This is a genomic window from Streptomyces sp. NPDC006739, from assembly GCF_042869815.1.
GTDB lineage: Bacteria > Actinomycetota > Actinomycetes > Streptomycetales > Streptomycetaceae > Streptomyces.
The window spans coordinates 1-16461 of the sequence record NZ_JBIAGM010000059.1 but is presented as its reverse complement, the minus strand read 5'-3'; the positions used below and the strand labels follow the sequence as shown (position 1 = coordinate 16461).

17 protein-coding genes and 1 pseudogene are annotated in these 16461 nt (G+C 68.0%); 7 read left to right on the top strand and 11 right to left on the bottom strand.

The genetic code is table 11. The features are described from left to right. Positions 1-85 precede the first annotated feature (85 nt). The 3 genes and pseudogenes from ACFYMM_RS43480 to ACFYMM_RS43470 all read right to left on the bottom strand — a co-directional run. Positions 86-271: pseudogene (locus tag ACFYMM_RS43480) on the bottom strand (transposase); the annotation flags it as partial. A 37-nt stretch (positions 272-308) separates the two neighbouring features. Next, on the bottom strand, positions 309-671 hold the full coding sequence (locus ACFYMM_RS43475) for a transposase (RefSeq protein ID WP_388398195.1): 363 nt from the start codon (positions 669-671) through the stop codon (positions 309-311). Between the two features lie 3 nt (positions 672-674). Then, complete coding sequence (locus ACFYMM_RS43470) at positions 675-1565, bottom strand: transposase (RefSeq protein WP_388398192.1); 891 nt, start codon at positions 1563-1565, stop codon at positions 675-677. A gap of 338 nt (positions 1566-1903) precedes the next feature. Between ACFYMM_RS43470 and ACFYMM_RS43465 the strand changes: the two genes are divergently transcribed. Then, on the top strand, positions 1904-2674 hold the full coding sequence (locus tag ACFYMM_RS43465; protein WP_388398189.1) for an IS256 family transposase: 771 nt from the start codon (positions 1904-1906) through the stop codon (positions 2672-2674). 416 nt (positions 2675-3090) lie between these two features. Here the strand turns inward: ACFYMM_RS43465 and ACFYMM_RS43460 are convergent, their stop codons facing one another. The 5 genes from ACFYMM_RS43460 to ACFYMM_RS43440 form a co-directional block, all read right to left on the bottom strand. Continuing rightward, positions 3091-3654: a DinB family protein gene (locus ACFYMM_RS43460; protein ID WP_388398186.1), complete on the bottom strand. Its 564-nt coding sequence runs from the start codon at positions 3652-3654 to the stop codon at positions 3091-3093. A gap of 420 nt (positions 3655-4074) precedes the next feature. After that, complete coding sequence (locus ACFYMM_RS43455) at positions 4075-4677, bottom strand: DUF6417 family protein (RefSeq protein WP_388398184.1); 603 nt, start codon at positions 4675-4677, stop codon at positions 4075-4077. A gap of 113 nt (positions 4678-4790) precedes the next feature. Beyond that, on the bottom strand, positions 4791-6134 hold the full coding sequence (locus ACFYMM_RS43450) for a relaxase domain-containing protein (protein WP_388398181.1): 1344 nt from the start codon (positions 6132-6134) through the stop codon (positions 4791-4793). 116 nt (positions 6135-6250) lie between these two features. Next, positions 6251-6907, bottom strand: coding sequence for a response regulator (locus ACFYMM_RS43445; RefSeq protein WP_388398179.1), 657 nt, complete (start codon positions 6905-6907; stop codon positions 6251-6253). Continuing rightward, complete coding sequence (locus ACFYMM_RS43440) at positions 6904-7947, bottom strand: sensor histidine kinase (RefSeq protein ID WP_388398177.1); 1044 nt, start codon at positions 7945-7947, stop codon at positions 6904-6906. Before ACFYMM_RS43440 ends, ACFYMM_RS43445 begins: the two co-directional genes overlap by 4 nt. A 126-nt stretch (positions 7948-8073) precedes the next feature. Between ACFYMM_RS43440 and ACFYMM_RS43435 the strand changes: the two genes are divergently transcribed. Both ACFYMM_RS43435 and ACFYMM_RS43430 read left to right on the top strand, forming a co-directional pair. After that, on the top strand, positions 8074-8808 hold the full coding sequence (locus ACFYMM_RS43435; protein ID WP_388398176.1) for an ABC transporter ATP-binding protein: 735 nt from the start codon (positions 8074-8076) through the stop codon (positions 8806-8808). After that, positions 8808-9596, top strand: a complete 789-nt coding sequence (locus tag ACFYMM_RS43430) for an ABC transporter permease (RefSeq protein ID WP_388398173.1) — start codon at positions 8808-8810, stop codon at positions 9594-9596. The genes ACFYMM_RS43435 and ACFYMM_RS43430 overlap by 1 nt, the downstream gene beginning before the upstream one ends. Positions 9597-9952: 356 nt before the next feature. Here the strand turns inward: ACFYMM_RS43430 and ACFYMM_RS43425 are convergent, their stop codons facing one another. After that, positions 9953-10168 (bottom strand): hypothetical protein, encoded by a 216-nt coding sequence (locus ACFYMM_RS43425; RefSeq protein WP_388398171.1) that lies wholly within the window; start codon positions 10166-10168, stop codon positions 9953-9955. A gap of 15 nt (positions 10169-10183) precedes the next feature. Here ACFYMM_RS43425 and ACFYMM_RS43420 point away from each other — a divergent pair, with 15 nt between their 5' ends. From ACFYMM_RS43420 to ACFYMM_RS43405, 4 genes are all read left to right on the top strand, one after another. Then, on the top strand, positions 10184-10318 hold the full coding sequence (locus ACFYMM_RS43420) for a hypothetical protein (RefSeq protein WP_388398199.1): 135 nt from the start codon (positions 10184-10186) through the stop codon (positions 10316-10318). A gap of 314 nt (positions 10319-10632) precedes the next feature. Continuing rightward, positions 10633-10809 carry a hypothetical protein gene (locus ACFYMM_RS43415; protein ID WP_388398169.1) on the top strand — a complete coding sequence of 59 codons (177 nt, stop codon included), beginning with the start codon at positions 10633-10635 and terminating at the stop codon, positions 10807-10809. A 202-nt stretch (positions 10810-11011) separates the two neighbouring features. Beyond that, positions 11012-13321, top strand: coding sequence for a molybdopterin-dependent oxidoreductase (locus ACFYMM_RS43410; protein ID WP_388398167.1), 2310 nt, complete (start codon positions 11012-11014; stop codon positions 13319-13321). 69 nt (positions 13322-13390) lie between these two features. After that, positions 13391-13942, top strand: a complete 552-nt coding sequence (locus tag ACFYMM_RS43405; protein WP_388398164.1) for an EF-hand domain-containing protein — start codon at positions 13391-13393, stop codon at positions 13940-13942. 178 nt (positions 13943-14120) lie between these two features. Here ACFYMM_RS43405 and ACFYMM_RS43400 read toward each other — a convergent pair whose 3' ends face one another. Continuing rightward, entirely contained in the window at positions 14121-14756 is a 636-nt protein-coding gene (locus tag ACFYMM_RS43400) for an HIT family protein (RefSeq protein WP_388398161.1), read from the bottom strand. 736 nt (positions 14757-15492) lie between these two features. After that, positions 15493-16383: an IS701 family transposase gene (locus tag ACFYMM_RS43395; RefSeq protein ID WP_388398198.1), complete on the bottom strand. Its 891-nt coding sequence runs from the start codon at positions 16381-16383 to the stop codon at positions 15493-15495. Between the last annotated feature and the right edge of the window lie 78 nt (positions 16384-16461).

Below are 16461 nucleotides of genomic sequence, written 5' to 3'. Positions count from 1 at the left end.
GCCGACAGATCGGCGCTCAGGACACCTTGGTCAGTCGCAGACCGGGTCAAGCCGCGGCCCCGTGCGGAACACGATCATCCTCACAGTCGCAGACCAGCATCAGGACGTCGGCCGCGCCGCGGTTCTTGATCTCGGTCAGGACCTGGAGCCAGTACTTTGCGCCCTCACCGCCGTCGCCGTTCCACAGGCCCAGGATGTCCCGGTGTCCCTCGGCGGTGACCGCCACCGCCATGCAGACGGGCCGGTTGGCGACCTGCCCGTCCCTGACCTTGGTTCTGTCGACGATCTTGTGATCCGGACGGTCCGGCTCATCGTGCGAGCAGGACGCGTTTGCGAAGGAGGTCGAGGCCAGCGCGGCCGAACATCTGGTGTTTCAGCATCTTTAGCCGGTTGATGTTGCCTTCAACGGCGCCTGAACTGTGCGGCAGGGACAGACCGTTGTGGACGGCGTCGAAGTCGCGGCGGAGGTTGCGGGCGAAGCCCGCAAGTGGAGCCAGGGTGTCGTGCTCGACGCCGGCGATCCATTCCTCGAGCCGGTCGCCGTGGCGTGCGGTCATCATGACGGCGAACTTCCTGACGTGGCCGGTGAGCCGGTCCAGTTCGGGGTCGCGCTCACGCAGGTGGTGCAGCTTGTCGGCATCGCCGTCGCGGAGGTGTTCGGGATGGGTCATGATCTATGAGGTGACCTCGCGGACCGAGAGAGGCTTGGGGCCGACCGCGGGTGCGTGTCCGCGCCCGGTGCGGTAGCGCCGCAGATGACGCCGGACGGCCAACTCTCCTTCTGGACAGCCGAGTTGCTGGATCTCCCGGTGGAGCTGTGCGGCATTTCTTATGCCTTCGTCCCAGCGGCGGTGCAGGTAGCCGCCGTACGGGTCGACGACATGAGCCCGCTGCAGGCTCTTGGCGACGACGTCATCAGCGGAGCGGGCGTTGACCAGCTTGCGGACGGAGGCCTGGTGCAGCCCGAGCTTCCGGCCGATCGCCGCCTTCGACATCCCCTGCGCCCACAGCTCGTGGGCGGCGGCATGCTGCTCCCGCAGCCGGGTCACGATCTTCAGTTCCTTCGACGGCTGCACCACCTCGGGCTCCGTATCCGGGTGGCCGGGGCCGTCTTCCGCTCCGGCAAGCGGTTCTGTCAGGCGGGAGCGGTGGGCGTTGACCGTCTTCTCAACCGCCTGGCCGAGGTTGGCCCACAAGTGATACCGGTCCGCGACCTGTTGGGCCTGTGGCGCCCCGACCCGCGCGCCCTCTCCGTAACCACTGGAGCGGTCCCGGCAGATGACCTTCACCTCGGGATGGCCTTGGAGCCAGGCGGCCAGGTCCTCGCCGTCGCGGCCGTGGTAGAGATGCAGGGGCCGGTGGGTGGCCATGTCGATCAGCACCGTGCCGTAGTGGCGGCCCTTGCGGAAGGCAAAGTCGTCGACACCAAGCACCTCGACCTCGCCGATCTCCGGCTCGGGCAGGGCCCGGACCATCCGCAGCAGCGTGTCCCTGCCCACGGTGATGCCGACCGCGGCCGCCAGGCGGGCCCCGGCCCGGCCGGCCAGCGCCAATCCGATCTGCATCAACAGCCCGCGAAGCAAAGGGGTATAGCGGCTGTGCGGAGTCGTCAGCCCCGCGATCTGCTCGGCGAACGTCACTGCCGGGCAGGCGGGATTCTCACAGCGGAAGCGACGTATGTGTCATTCGATCACGACACCGAGACCGCCCACAGCGGCATCACGCAGCTTGCGTACATACCCGCCGTGCACCCGCGACGAGCTATGACCGCAGTAGGCCCCCGTCGTCGACCGCGCTCTTGCCCGCGGTACTACCTTGTCCGGCCGTCGCTCGACCTCCTCGATCAGCAGCGCGGACAGGTACGGAAACAACTCCAGGAGCACATCACGAGAGCACCCGATGCATGATCGCTAACAGTCGGCACAGCCCGCTCAACCGTCCGGATCACAAGATCGTCGACAGAACCAAGATCCGTGACGGTGCCGTCGCCAACCGGCCGGTCTACATCGCTGTCGGGATCAACCTCGAAGGCGAGCGTGACGTGCTGGGCATGTGGGTAGGCTCCGGTGGCGAGGGCGCCAAGACCTGGATGGCATGGCTGGCGGAGCTCAAGAACCGCGGCGTCGAAGGCGTCCTGATCGCCTGCTGCGACGGCCTCAAGGGGCTCCCGGATTCGATCCAGAACATCTGGCCGCTCGCCGACATCCAGCTCTGCGTCGTCCACATGGTCAGAAACAGCCTCAAGTACGCCTCGACCAAGCACTGGTCGCAGATCGCCAAGGAACTCCGCCAGGTCTACACGGCGGCCACCGTGGACGCCGCCGAGCAGCGGTTCGCCGAGTTCGAGGAGATCTGGGGAGCCCGCTACCCGGCCCTGATCGGGGTCTGGCGCCGCAGCTGGGAACACTTCGTGATGTTCCTCCGCTTCCCGCCCGAGATCCGCAAGATCGTCTACACGACGAACATGATCGAGTCCCTCAACTCCCGCTTCCGCCAAGCGACGAGGCGCCGGGGACACTTCCCGAACGAGGAAGCCGCCCTGAAAGTCATCTACCTCGTCATCCGCGACCGCCAGCCCAACCGACGCAACCCCACCGGCCGTACCTACAACTGGAAGGAAGCGATCAACACCCTCGCCGGTTTCTACGGCGACCGCGTCATCGACAACCAGTAACACCCGAACAAACCCAGTAAGCGTCAACACCAGGGCTTACACGAAGAACAAGACATGCCCGGCACCGGCTTCCTGCACCGGTCCGACAACCAGTCCTCCTTCGTGTGGACGAAGTACCCGGGCGGACCCGACATCCCGCTACCACAGGTCACCGCCAACCCGGCACCCGGGCACTGGGCGAGGGCTCCGACGTGGTGGGCTTGGGGTGTTCCTGAACAAAAGACCAGACGCGGGAAGCTGACCACCGACAAACTCCAAGCCCTTGCTGACCTTGGGCTGGAGTGGGCGGCGGCGTAGCCGCGTCGGAACTCATACGAGAGGGGCCGTACCCACGACGACACAGCACCCTACGCACCGCACATGTGTGAGTGCCTTCGGCGACAGTTTTCCGCAGCTCGATCGCCAGTTCCCGAAAGTCATATCCGGTGCGGTACGGCTCCGTCCTGCCAGCGGTAGAGGTCGCGCAGCAGGGAGACCTCGGCGCCGTGATGGATCAGCTCCCTGTTGACGTGCAGGACGATGCCCTCCATGGGAAACCGCTCGGGACCCACCACAGGCTGATGCTCCAGGTCAGCGTCCGAGAGCGCGCGGACCCCCGCGTTCCATCGCCCATACATCTCATCGAGCTGCTCCAGCGCCTCGTCAGCGGTCCCCGCGTAGGCGAACGTCTGGGAGTCGACGCCTTGGCCGCCGAAGTGCCATCCGACCCGATAGCCCAGGCACGAGACGATGATGTGCGCCAGCCGCCAGGCAATCGTGGTCACCGGCGCCGGCACCGGGTCAGACGACGCTAAGTCCATCGTCCACTCCCCCGAACCTGCCGACCTCGGTGCGGTCGACGTGCCACGTGGGCGGATGCTCCAGCAGCCGCGCACCGGCTCCCAGAAGTACTCCTCGTCGGTAAGACCCTCCAGCCGCGGCCGCAAGTTCTTACGCCAGTACCAGTCCAACTGCTCCGCGAGCCTTTTGCTTCTTGTCATCGCCGCACACTACAGCCCTGTCGAGCAGAGCGTGCCAGCCCGGTGGCCGCAAGATGACTCCGGCGATGCCGTCCGGCAGCGCGACAAGATTCGCTGACAGTGACCAGTCTTCGATGGGCCATGATATATCTGACCCTTGATAGAAGATCTTGGCCATTTTTCAGGTGAGTTTGGTTTCTCTGTTCGTGGGTTGTTCGGAGACCTCCGGGCAGGTAGATCGACGTTTCAGCCAGGCCCTCGTGCTCAAACGGCCCTGCGAGGATGCGGCCATGGATGATGCAGATCTCCTCGAAGCGCTCCTTTCTTCCCTGGCCAGCGGGGAATGTGTCTACTCTCGCTGGTGCTGGAGTTCGGGAGCTGATCTTGCTCGCCATGTCCACGAGCTCGCGAAGACCGCCGAAGCTGGCTGGGCTCAGCGGGTCAGGTCACCCGGGTCAGCTGCACACTGCCCGTCGACCGGTCCGCATGGAAGGCGACGCCGTACTCGCGAGCGAATCTGTTCGCCTCCGTGACCGAGCCGCCCATCGGGCGCAGGTACAAGGCGTAGGCCACCGACTCGACCCGTTCCGCAGTCAGGTGCATCAACCAGCGGTTGCCGAGCTGGCGCGCCGTACGCACCCGCTCCGCCAGGCCCTTGACCGGCGGAACACGCAGCTTCTCTGCGATGTGCACGTACAGGCGCAGTGCCTCCACCTCCGACCGGTACAGCTCGATCGGCTGTTCTCCCTCTGCCGGACGTTCCGGCGACGGCGCGGGCGCGGGAGTGGCGTCGGCGTAGGCGAGCACGTCCTGGCCGTGCGCGGTAAGGCGAGCCGCCCACCAAACGGCCCGGTCCTCACACACGCTCAGCTCCGCCCGGGTCTCCCTGTCGGCCAGCTCCGCCAGCCCCTGCCTGGCAGCGTCATCCACCGCCTGCTGATGATGGGGACGCAGTTCACCGGACAGCACCCAGCCCCACTCAGCTTCCTCCTCACGATCACGCAGCACCCGAAGCGCCTCCAGCAACGCCTTCCTGCCCTGCATCCCACTCCGTCCTCTGCCGCCTTCGCTGGTGAGCCGACGGTAAAAGCCGGATGCCGACAGGAGCCCTTACGCCGAACAGTTCACCGCCGCGGGCGCCGCTCCTTGGCGTGCACTCAGTAGCCGGCCTCACGGCCGCGGTGCGATCCGAGCTGCTGCGGGCGGTGCGCCCGCTGGTCGTCCTCGCGCACAGGGTGCCCTGCGTCGGCATCGTCCCGGCCGGCATAGCGGCCCGCGCGGGCATCGGATTTGCGGGCCGCCTTGGTGAACGCGTCCTGGAGGTGGCGCAGCCGCTCGGCCGTCAGATCGAGGGCTTCCACGTCCGTGCGGGACTCCCTCAGGGCCCGCAGCGCCGTAACGTCGATCGCCTGCCGGGAACCGGCTTCCGGTGCCTGGCCGTCGTGCTCAACTTCGGCGGCGGGGGGCTTGAGCAGCTGCTCGGGCATCGCTGCCTGTTGGTGGGCGACGACGTCATAAGCCCGACCCCGCACGACCACGGCGGTGTGCGGCTTCTCGCGGAGCACCGCGCCGGCGAGGACGGCCCGCTCGTACTGAAGCGGGAGGCGGGGTATCTCCCACTCCCCCGCGTCCTGGCCCGGGAACCGGAGCGCGGCTGGCTCGCTGGGTTCGGCCAGGGGTTGCCGGGCCGGGCCGGGCTCGGGGGTGGGTGGGCGGCGGCGGGCGGGGAGGTCGGACAGGGCCCACCGGGCCGTGTAGAGGCGGTAGCCGGGCTCCAGGCCGGGTACGGTCTTCGGCTCGCTGACGTCCAGGCAGTGGGTGGAGATGGCGGCGCCCACGGTCTGGTTGTCCAGGTGGGGGTTGCGGCGGCGGCCGCGCAGGACGAGGGCGAGGTGGCGTCGGGCCTCGGCGAGCAGGTGCCGGCGGTGGAAACGGCCGCCGTCGTTCATCACGAACACCGTCGCGGTGACGTCGACGGCCGCCAGTGCGACGTCGACCACGGCGGCGACCCGCACCCGGATCGCCGCAGCTGCGGCGCGGGCGTACTCGAGGAGGGAGTTGATGATGTCGACGGCCACCCCGGAGGTGAGGATCGCGCTCGCCTTCCACCACGCGCGCAACTGCGCGAGCCGCCGGGCCGTCTGCTTGGGCGGGCGCGTCTTGCGGGCCGCGATCTGGTTCAGCTTGGCGCGGGACCGTTCGGAGACCACTGGCAGGAACCGCGGCTCGCCGTCGTCATCGACAGCGGTGACGTACTCGTGCTCCAGGTCCTCGAGGCAGGCGGCGATCTGGTCGCTGCGCCGGGAGGTCCAGCGGATCAGCTCGTGCGGCACCCCGGCAATCTCCATCACCGGCCGGCGCCCCGGGGTGACGGTGCGCGGCTCGGTCGCCGGCCCCAGCGCCTCGCAGACCTCGGCGGCCACGATCTCGTTGTAGAGCGCGGAGGCGGCCACGGTGTTCTCGTGCAGGGCCGTGGTGTGGATCGAGCTGTAGGCCCTCAATTGGAATGTCCCGTTCAGCTGTGGCGACCTGGGTTTTTGTGGTTTGTCTCATTTGTGGGCCACGGCATCGTGTTTCGCGAACTTGGCCTTTCGGGGCCGGTCGAGGGTTGGGCGGACTAGCGGGTGAGGCCGTTGCGGTAGGCGTGGATGACGAGTTGGACGCGGTCGCGGGCATCGAGTTTGGTCAGGAGCCGGGCGACGTGGGTCTTCACCGTGCCCGCGCCGATGTACAGCCGTTCGGCGATCTCGGCGTTGGTGAGTCCTTCGGCGACGAGCAGCAGCACTTCGCGTTCACGGGTGGTGACGGCCTCGGGCAGTTGCGGCGGTTCTTGACCGTGTGGTGGCTGTTTCGGCCCGTTGACGTATGCCGCGATGAGTCGTTTGGTGACGCGTGGCGCGAGCAGTGCTTCGCCCTGGGCGACGGTGCGGACGGCGGACAGCAGGTCGAGGGGCGGTGCGTCCTTCAGGAGGAAGCCGCTGGCCCCGGCGCGCAGTGCGCCGAAGACGTATTCGTCGAGGTCGAAGGTGGTGAGCATCAAGACACGTGCGTGGCCGGTGGTGGTGATACGGCGGGTGGCTTCGATGCCGTCCATCTCGGGCATCCGAATGTCCATCAGGACGACGTCGGGCCGGTGTTCGGCGGCTGCTGCGACGGCGTCCCGGCCCGTTGCGACGCTGTCGATCGTTTTGAGGTCCGGGGCGGTGTCCACGATTCCGGCCAGGCCGATGCGGATCAGCTGCTGGTCGTCGGCGACCAGGACCCGGATGGTCACGACTGCTCCCGCGCTGCGGCGGTGGGCTGTGGCCCGTCCAGGGGGATGCTGGCCCGTACCCGGAAGCCGCCGGTCGCGGCCGGTCCTGCCAGCAGGGTGCCGCCGTAGAGGGCGAGGCGCTCCTGCATCCCGGTCAGCCCGCGCCCGGTGCGGCTCGGGGCCGGCCGGATGCTGCCGTCGTCGGTCACCGTGAGGGTGAGCTCGCCGGGACCGTACGCGACGTTGACCTGCGCGGTGCTCGCGTCGGCGTGCTTGACCACGTTGGTCAGCGCCTCCTGGACGATCCGGTACGCGGCTGCCTCCAGTCCCGGGGGCAGCGGTCTGGCGCGCCCCGTGACGGCGAGGTCGATCCGCAGGCCGGGGCGCTGGGTCCGTTCGGCGAGACGGTCCAGGTCGGCGAGTCGGGGGACGGGGGCCAGGGCCCGGTTGTCGGTGCCGTCCCCGTCATCCCCGGCACCCCCGTCATCATGCAGCACACCGAGCATGCGGCGCAGTTCGACGAGGGTCTCCCGGCCGGTGGTCTCGATCGCCTCCAGCGCGCCTCGCGCGTCCTGGGGACGGTCGTCGAGCACCAGGCGGCCGTAGCTCGCCTGGACGGAGATCACGCTCATCGAGTGGGCGATGCCGTCGTGCAGTTCGCGGGCGATGCGCAGCCGCTCCGCCGCTGCCTCGCGATCGGCGCGGTCCTGTTCCTGACGCAGCAGCGTATGCAGATACCGGCGCCGCTGGCCGACCGCGCAGCCCACCGCCCAGGCGACGCCGAAGAGCAGCGCGAACGGCACCACGGCCCCGGCGTGTTCGAACCTGGGCAGGCCTGTGGAGACCGCCATCACCAGGGCGGCGGCCAGGGCGACTCCGGCAGTGCGGGCCGGGCGCAGGGAGGTGACGCAGAAGAGCGCGAAGGCGAGCGGCACTCCGCCCCAGAAGATCGCCTGCGGATGCCACGGCGCCAGTCCGCACACCGCCAACGACAGGACAACAAGGGCCTCCGGCCAATAGGGCCGGAGCAACTGCGGGGCCGCACGCGACTTCCGTTCCACGACCGGAGCGTATCCGCCTCCCGGCTCCGCCCACATCGTCCGCGGGACCTATGCCGTACGGCAGACCCGGCCCCGACAAGACCTGCCCGCAGGCAGACGAATCGCCTCCCCCGCCCCGGCACCGTAATGCACGTGATTCGATGCGAGCACCTCACCAAACGCTTCGGCCGCAAGGCCGCCGTCGACGACCTCAGCTTCGAGGTCCTGCCCGCCCGGGTGACCGGCTTCCTTGGCCCCAACGGCGCGGGGAAGTCGACCACCATCCGGGCCGTCCTCGGCCTGGACACCCCGGACGCCGGCCGCGCCCTGATCGACGGCGTGCCCTACCGCCAGGCCGAACAGCCGCTGCGCCGGGTAGGTGCCCTCCTGGACGCCGGGGCCGTCCACCCGGGCCGTACGGCGCACGCGCATCTGGCCGCGCTCGCGGCCACCAACCACATCCGGCGCGGCCGGGTCGAGGAGGTTCTCGCCCGCACCGGCCTCGCCGACGTCGCCCGCCGCAGGATCGGCACCTACTCGCTCGGCATGAAGCAGCGCCTGGGCATCGCCGCTGCCCTGCTCGGCGACCCGCCGGTGCTCATCTTCGACGAGCCCGCCAACGGCCTGGACCCGGAAGGCATCCGGTGGATCCGGGACCTCATGCGGTCGCTGGCCGCCGAAGGACGCACCGTCCTGGTCTCCAGCCACGTGATGAGCGAGATGGCTCTCACCGCCGACCATCTTCTCGTCATCGGACGAGGACGTCTGCTCGCCGATAGCCCGATCGCCGACTTCGTTCCCGCCGGGGCCTCGCTGGAGGACGCCTACCTCAACCTCACCGAATCCGCCGTGGAATACCGCACCGAAGGGACAGGCCACTGATGCCCACCGCACTGACAGGCGCCATGGCCGCCGAGGTCATCAAGCTGCGTTCCCTCCGCTCGACCTGGATCACCGCCCTCATCGCCGTGGCGTTCGGCCTGGCGCTGAGCATCGTGGACGTGGCGCACACCGCCGACGCGTGGCCGCACCTGGCGACGGCCGACCGGGCCCAGTTCGACCCGGTGGGCGAGTCGCTCTCCGGCTTCGCCTTCGCCGTCCTCGCCTTCGGCGTCCTCGGCGTGCTGGGCGTCAGCAGCGAGTACACCACCGGACTGATCCGCACGACGCTGACCGCGACACCCCGGCGCGCGCTCGCCTACACCGCCAAGACCCTCGTCATCGGCGGATTCGCCCTGCTGCTGGGCGAACTGACCGCGTTCACCGGCTTCTTCATCGGACAGGCGGTCCTGGCCAGGCAGCACCTCGACGTCGGCCTGGGCACGCCGGGCGTACTGCGCGCCGTGTCCTGTGCCGGGCTCTACCTGTTCGTCGTCACCGTCGTGGGCTACGGCCTCGGGGCCGTCATCCGGCACACCGCCGGAGCCATCGCCGCAGTCTTCGCCCTGGTCTACCTCGGCTACGGCGCGGCCAAAGCCGTCGAAGGCTGGTCCTACCTGCCCAGCAAGCTCATGCTGAGCAACGCCGCGGACACCCTCGGCCAACTCCACCCACACCCCCTCCACCCGGAACGCACCCCCTCCCTCCCCTTCGCCCTCTTCGACCTCGCCCTCTACCTCGCACTCGCCCTCACCTGCGGAGCCTGGCGCTTCACTCGCGACGCCTCATAGACGCTCCATCCGATCCGCGGCAGACGTTGATGAGAGCCAAATTCCTGAAGCCTCATCAACGTCTCCGGCCTCCACGGCAGACCATCCCCAGCGGGATCCAGAGCGTGGCAGCGGCGCAGAGCAGGATAATCAGCCCAACACGTAAACGATCAAAACAGAGTTGTCCTGTCGCAGTGCATCTGGCAGGTGGCGAGCGGCTGACCTGCAAGAGGCCGCGCGGTTGGCGCGGCGTGTCCGGACTGTGGTCGCTTCTCGGGCAGAGTCCACGACCGGTACCAACGCATGTCAACGGTTCCTGAATTTTGGTTCTGGATCACTTTCAGCGCCAGAGCCACGGAGGGTCACCGAAACCGCGATCATGAACGGCCTCGCGCGCTGAGGAGGACCCGTTTGCGGAGCAGGTCGAAGTTGGCGCGGCCGAACATCTGCCGCTTCAGCATCTTGATCCCGACCGTCTCACCGACGACCAGGTCCAACGACTCAAAGAGATTCTGGCCTGCTGCCCCGCGCTCGACCGCACCGCGTACCACGTCCGAGCCTTCGCGGAACTCATGAACAACCGCCAAGGCCACGACCTGGACCAGTGGATGACGAGCGTGAAGGCCGACTACCTGGCCGCCCTGCACACCTTCGTCACCGGCCTGGGCCAGGACATCGACGCCGTCATCGCCGGCCTCAGCCTACGCTACACTTTTCAGAGACTGGCGACAAAGCGACGCTGACGCTCGTCCAGATGCGGCAACAACACCTGGAACTTCGCAGCCAGGACGGCCTCGATCTCCTCCGGTCTCCTCATACCAGAGCTACGAGTCCCGCAGCGGGAAGCCACGAGTTGTTTCCCGGCAAGCCCTAAGTGGTCGGCTCCGGAAGCCCTCCGGGCATTGGCTCCGGAGCCGGTCACGGGCATGTTGGCCAGTCAGGTGTCGCGGGAGATCGGGAGGCAGCGCCGGAACGGCGCGAGTCGAACGGTTCACGAGTTGGGACAGCAACGGTCCGGTGAGGCTGCCTGCTCGCAGCTCAGCGGCACGTTGCCGTGGTGGAGGGCATCGCGCGCGCTGGGCGGCTGATGACGTCCGCCGCGCTGGCCGTGGCCGTGTCCACGGCGGCCATGGTCACGTCTTCCGTTTCCGCGATCAGGACGGTCGCTGCCGGCGCGGCAGTGGTCGCGCTTGTCGATGCGGTACCGGTGCGTGGGTGCTGGTACCGGCCGTGACGGCGGCCCTCGGGCTGGCCAACTGGTGGCTTCCGTCGACCGGATGCGCCGCCGGGGCCGGGGAGTGTGTGCGGCCGTTGGCAGTCGCGCCCACCGACGGGGTTGGGCAAGAGGCCATAGGGGAAGTCTCCGTCCTGCGGACCGTCGACTGACCGTTGTCCGAGAGCAGCGGCGGAAACTTCAGGGATGGAGTTGATGCACGGTGGAACGACGCATGTCGGTTGCGACGCACTGGGGCAGCTTCATCGCGGTGGTCGATTCCGGCCGGTTGGTGCGAATCGAGCCGAGGGAGGATGACCCCGCGCCGTCTCCTATCGGCCCCGGCATGGTGACAGCCGCCGACGACAGCGCTCGCGTGCTGCGCCCCGCAGTCCGCAAGGGCTGGCGGGACGGCCTGCCGCGCGTCCACGACACGGCCAGAGGCGCGGACGTCTTCGTGGAGGTGAGCTGGGACGACGCGATCACGCTGGTGAGCGATGAACTGCGTCGAGTGCGTTCACAGCACGGAGACAGCGCCGTGTTCGGCGGATCCTATGGGTGGGCAAGTGCGGGCAGCTTCCACAATGCGCAGGGTCAACTCCAGCGGTTCCTGGCGTTGGGCGGGGGATACACCAACTCGCGCAACACGTACAGCACCGCGGCTTTGGAGGTCATCCTTCCCCATGTGATCGGTGGGCATCCGTGGAGCTACCAGTCCCGGATGCCGATGTGGGACGAGATAGCCGACAACTGCGAGCTTGTGGTGGCGTTCGGAGGGCTGGCCCTCAAGAACAGTCAGATCAACCCTGGTGGGCTGGCCAGGCACCAGACGCAGAACCTGCAGCGCCGGTGTCGTGAGGCCGGGGTGCGGTTCGTGAACGTCAGCCCGATCCGCAGCGATGTCGCCGGCTTTCTCGATGCCGAGTGGCTGCCCGTCATCCCCAATACTGACACCGCCGCGATGCTCGGCATAGCACACACGATGCTGGTCAACGGCTGGCACGATGAGGAATTCCTTCGCCGGTGCTGCGTCGGGTTCGACCGCTTCGCCTCCTACCTGATCGGCGAACTTGATGGCGTCCCCAAGGACGCTGCCTGGGCAGCGCAGGTCACAGGTATCAGTCGCGAGGCGATCACCGACCTCGCTCGCCGCCTCACCACACAGCGATCTCTCATCATGGTCAACTACGCGGTACAGCGGGCAGACCACGGCGAGCAGCCGATCTGGATGTCTGTCGTGCTGGCCGCCATGGCGGGCTCGATGGGGCGGCATGGCTGCGGCTGGGGCGCGGGTTACGCGACGATGGACGCGACCGGCGTTGCCCGCGGCCGCCCCTCCGTGGCATCCATACCCGCGGTTGCCAACCCTGTGCCGGATTTCATCCCTGTCGCACGGATCGCCGACACCCTGCTGCACCCGGGAAAGACCATCGACTACGACGGTCAGTGCATCACGCTGCCCGAGCTTCGTCTGATCTACTGGTGCGGAGGGAACCCGTTCCACCATCACCAGGATCTCCATCGACTGGCCCGAGCCTGGCAGACTCCTGACACAGTGGTGGTTCACGAAGCCTGGTGGAACACCACCGCCAAGTTCGCGGACATCGTCCTCCCGGTCGCCACCAGCTTGGAGCGCGACGACTTCGCCGCCGGATTCTCCGACCCCCACCTCCTCGCGATGCCGAGAGTCCGCGAGCCGGCGGGTGAGTCGCGCACCGACCACGCAATCTTCACCGCCTTGGCCTCCCGACTCGGATACGAACAGGAGTTCACCCAGTCGCGCTCTGAGATCGAATGGGTCCGACACCTTTACGAACAGACGAAGGCCGAACTCGGCGACGATGCCACCCTGCCGAGCTTCGACGACTTCTGGCGAAGCTCCACCGCCGAACTGCCGGCGTTGACCGGGCCGTTCCCCGGCAGCTTCGAGGCGCTGCGCTCAGATCCGCAGCGGTTTCCCCTGCCGACGCCGTCGGGCCGGGTCGAGATCTTCTCCGAGGAGATCGACTCGTTCGGTTACGACGACTGCGCCGGGCATCCGGCGTGGTTCGAACCAGCCGAGTGGCTTGGTGGCGATCTGGCGGACCGATTCCCGCTGCACCTGATCTCGAATCAGCCCGCCTCACGCCTGCACAGCCAGTACGACAACGGTGGCCACAGCCTCAATTCGAAGATCGGTGGCCGCGAGCCCGTGACGATCAACCCGTTGGACGCCGCGTCGCGCGGCATCGAGAACGGCATGATCGTGCGCGTCCACAACGACCGGGGTAGCTGCCTTGCGGGTGCAGTCCTGTCGGACGACGTCATGCCAGGCGTCGTACAACTGTCCACCGGCGCGTGGTGGGATCCAGTGCAGCCAGGCCTGAGCGGAACGCTGGACCGCCACGGGAACCCGAACGCCCTCACAGCGGACCGGCCGTGCTCGCGGCTGTCCCAAGGACCGAGTGCTCTCAGTGCGCTGGTCGACATCGAGCTCTACGACGGCCCCCTTCCCGATGTGTTCGCCTTTGCACCACCAAAAGTCGAACACTGACACGAGCATCGAAATGCTTTCCGCTCACTCATTTGCGCGCACGTAACAGTATGAATACTGTGCGCAACTGTGACTGCACTTCAAGACCTCAAGTACGCCCAGTGGTTCAGGGGCGCCGACGTCGACGGCGACGGCTTCATCACCCAGCAGGACGTCCGAATGATGAGCGAGCGTTACATCGCGGCCCGCGGCACCACGCCGGACTCCGAGACCGCCCGCCTGCTCACCGAAAGGATGGACGGCTTCTGGACAACCGTGATCGCCCCGATGGACCAGGACGGTGACGGAAAGGTCGACCTGCGGGAGATGACCGAAGGGTTCAGGCGGGCCCTGACCGACCCCGCCCTGTACCCGCAACAGGTCGAACCGGTGACCGACTGCTTCTTCGACCTCGTCGACCTCAACGGAGACGGCCAGATCGACCAGACGGAGTTCCAGCAGATGTTCGACGCAGTCGCCGGCGTTCCCAGCGAGGACTGCGCTGCGGTCTTCGCCGCTTTGGACCGGGACGGCTCCGGAGCACTGGACCGCGCCGAATTCCACCAGGCGGTCACAGAGTTCTTCTACGGCAACAACCCCCACGCCCCCGCCAACCACCTGTTCGGCAGGGTCGACGTCTGACGTCACCAAGAAGAGCTCGATGCCGTACCGATCCCATGCCGTACATCGCGTCGAGACGATCGTCGGCGAAGCACGAAGGAACGGTAGCTGCGGCTTGGTGCGTGGATCGGGAACCAGCCGCGTCTTTGCCCGTTCATGACCGCGCGGAAAAGCTCATCGGCGGCGTGCTCGCGGAACGCTACCGCAGTGCTGCCTTCAGGCGGGCCAGCTGTGCCAGCAGCTCGGCCGGGGCGAGCGACCGGGCGCCGGTGAATGCCTGGTCCGGGAGCATGGTGCGCGGTCCTGAGTCGTCCAGGTAGCGCGGCGGGACGTGGGTGTGCACGTGGGCCACGGAGTTGTTCATGCACTGGTAGTTGATCTGCGCGGGCGCGTAGACGCGATGAATCGCGGCGCCGACGGTCCGAACCGCGGACCAGTAGCCCGTGACCTCCGCGTCGGTGAACAGGGCGGAATCGGGCACGTGCCGACCCCGGAACACCACCACGCTGCACCCCGGGCTCGCGGGCCGCTTCAGCAGGTACGCGTCGGCGAACGAATCGGCGTACCAGCGGACGCCCCACTCGTCCTCGTCCGGGCGGCCCTGCGCACACTTGGCGCACCCCTCACCCGCCCATTCCGCTTCCCACGAATCCGCCCAAGTCCTGGCCACGGACCAGAGGTTACGGCTCTGCGGCAGCAGGGAACGGGTGCGGGACTTCTTGCGGACGGCACCGGTCGCCCTACCGGATCCGGCGCGCGTCAGGCAACATTCGCCCCGCTGTGACGTGTCGCCCGGTTGCCGGGCTGGGTGGCACCGGACCGCCAGAATGATCATGTGGCTGAGCGCATGCAGGTCCGTGAGATCGATGACGACGAGGCCGGACGACTGCTGCGGATCGTCCGCCGGGGCTCTGTGCCGGTGGTGACCTGGCGGTGGGCCCATGGGCCTCAGGTTGCGCAGCGTGTCCCCGCCCGGGATCTGCCCGCCGTTCTCCACCAGGCCGTGCTTGCGCAGATCGGAGAGCGCACCCGTGTGCGAGGCGGTACGGGCCTGCTTCCCCTTCGAGGGCGTCGGTTTGTCGGTGTGCCGGTAGCTCAGGTGCGGGGCCGCAATCTGCTGGATCTGTTCGACCGTCGCGAGCTTCAGCACCCCGAGCACGCGCAGCACGTCGCCGCGCAGGCTGTTCGTTGACCCCGCCGGGTTCGTCTTCCGCTTCCCCGCCATCAGCCCCGCCCCTTCCCCGTCGGCTGTCGCTCACGGCCACCGGACGGGCGCCGGCCGCGCCCGGCCGCAGAGGGCATCCGGCCCCCGAACCCGATGATCCCCTCCACCACTGACACCCCACCCCTACCTATTTCCGGGGATGCAGTGACTGGAGGAGAGAAGAGGGGCCTAATACTCCAGCAGCACTTTGACGTCTTCCCTGTTCAGGGGCGGTTTGGGAGAGTGTAGTGGGCTGGTTGCCGGCCTGTGTTCTCTTTCCCGGGCCGCCCCTCGATCGTGCGCAGCCGCCGCTGACAGTGACAGTGGCGGGCGACGGCTTGGCGTCGTCTGCGCCAGTGTGACCATCTCAGCGCGCGTGCGCTGATGAGGGGCTGGTGGGCACATGCGAGTGAGTGGCCAGTTGCCAGGAGCCGCCGAACTTCTGCCACGGTGAGGGGCGCGAGGCAGGAACCGTTACTGCTGCCCCTTTTGCCGCGGCGTCGGCGGCCATGACGGCCAGGAAGGCGTGCGCCAGTATGGCCAGGGTGATGTGCCGCATCCAGCCGGTATAGCGGCGGACTTCGTACTGGTCGAGGCCGCATTCGTTCTTCGCGGCCTGGAAGGCTTCCTCAATGGCCCACCGCATCCCCGCGACACGGATCAGGTGCTCGACGGTGGTGCCGAGCGGCGCGTAGGCGAGGTAGTAGGCGATCTCCTCGGGCTTGTTGATGCTGCGGCGTGCCAGGGCCCACCGCTGATGGGTGGGCATCTCACCGTCGAAGTCCTCGATGGACGTGATCTGCAGGGCGGCCCCGTGGTAGACGCGCGGGCCCTTCGCGCCGTGACCGCACGAACGTCTCTCCCAGGCTTCGTTGGGTGCCTGGGAGAAGAGGTGATCGATGCGTCCGAAGTGCGGTACCTGGTGGGACTTGGGGACCGCGAGCACATAGCCCAGGCCGGTCTCCTCCAGCGTGCGGCGCAGCCGCCACTCCTGGCCGTAGGCGGCGTCCGCGGTCACCCAGGCGATCGGCAGCGGCGAGGCGATCGCCCGCAGCACCATGGCCTTGGCCAGGTCGGGGTTGGTGGCGAAGGCCCGCTGCTCGGGGATGTGGGCGGCGCGACAGCGGTCGCCGTCGTCGGTCCAGGACTTGGGCAGATACAGCTCCCGGTCCACCAGGGCGCGTCCGCGGCTGGTGGCATAGGCGGCGAACACCCCGATCTGGGAGTTCTCGGTGCGGCCGGGGGCTTGTTCCTGAATAACTGTCAGGGTTGATCTTCCGGATGGTCCTCGTCAGGCAAGCGAACTCGAAGCTGTTCGAGGGTCCGGGCGGGCGAC

Coding starts and splice junctions, on each gene's coding strand:
- ACFYMM_RS43475 (WP_388398195.1), bottom strand. CDS start 671: ATGACCCATCCCGAACACCTCCGCGACGGCGATGCCGACAAGCTGCAC.
- ACFYMM_RS43470 (WP_388398192.1), bottom strand. CDS start 1,565: ATGCAGATCGGATTGGCGCTGGCCGGCCGGGCCGGGGCCCGCCTGGCG.
- ACFYMM_RS43465 (WP_388398189.1), top strand. CDS start 1,904: ATGATCGCTAACAGTCGGCACAGCCCGCTCAACCGTCCGGATCACAAG.
- ACFYMM_RS43460 (WP_388398186.1), bottom strand. CDS start 3,654: ATGACAAGAAGCAAAAGGCTCGCGGAGCAGTTGGACTGGTACTGGCGT.
- ACFYMM_RS43455 (WP_388398184.1), bottom strand. CDS start 4,677: ATGCAGGGCAGGAAGGCGTTGCTGGAGGCGCTTCGGGTGCTGCGTGAT.
- ACFYMM_RS43435 (WP_388398176.1), top strand. CDS start 8,074: ATGCACGTGATTCGATGCGAGCACCTCACCAAACGCTTCGGCCGCAAG.
- ACFYMM_RS43430 (WP_388398173.1), top strand. CDS start 8,808: ATGCCCACCGCACTGACAGGCGCCATGGCCGCCGAGGTCATCAAGCTG.
- ACFYMM_RS43420 (WP_388398199.1), top strand. CDS start 10,184: ATGACGAGCGTGAAGGCCGACTACCTGGCCGCCCTGCACACCTTCGTC.
- ACFYMM_RS43400 (WP_388398161.1), bottom strand. CDS start 14,756: ATGATCATTCTGGCGGTCCGGTGCCACCCAGCCCGGCAACCGGGCGAC.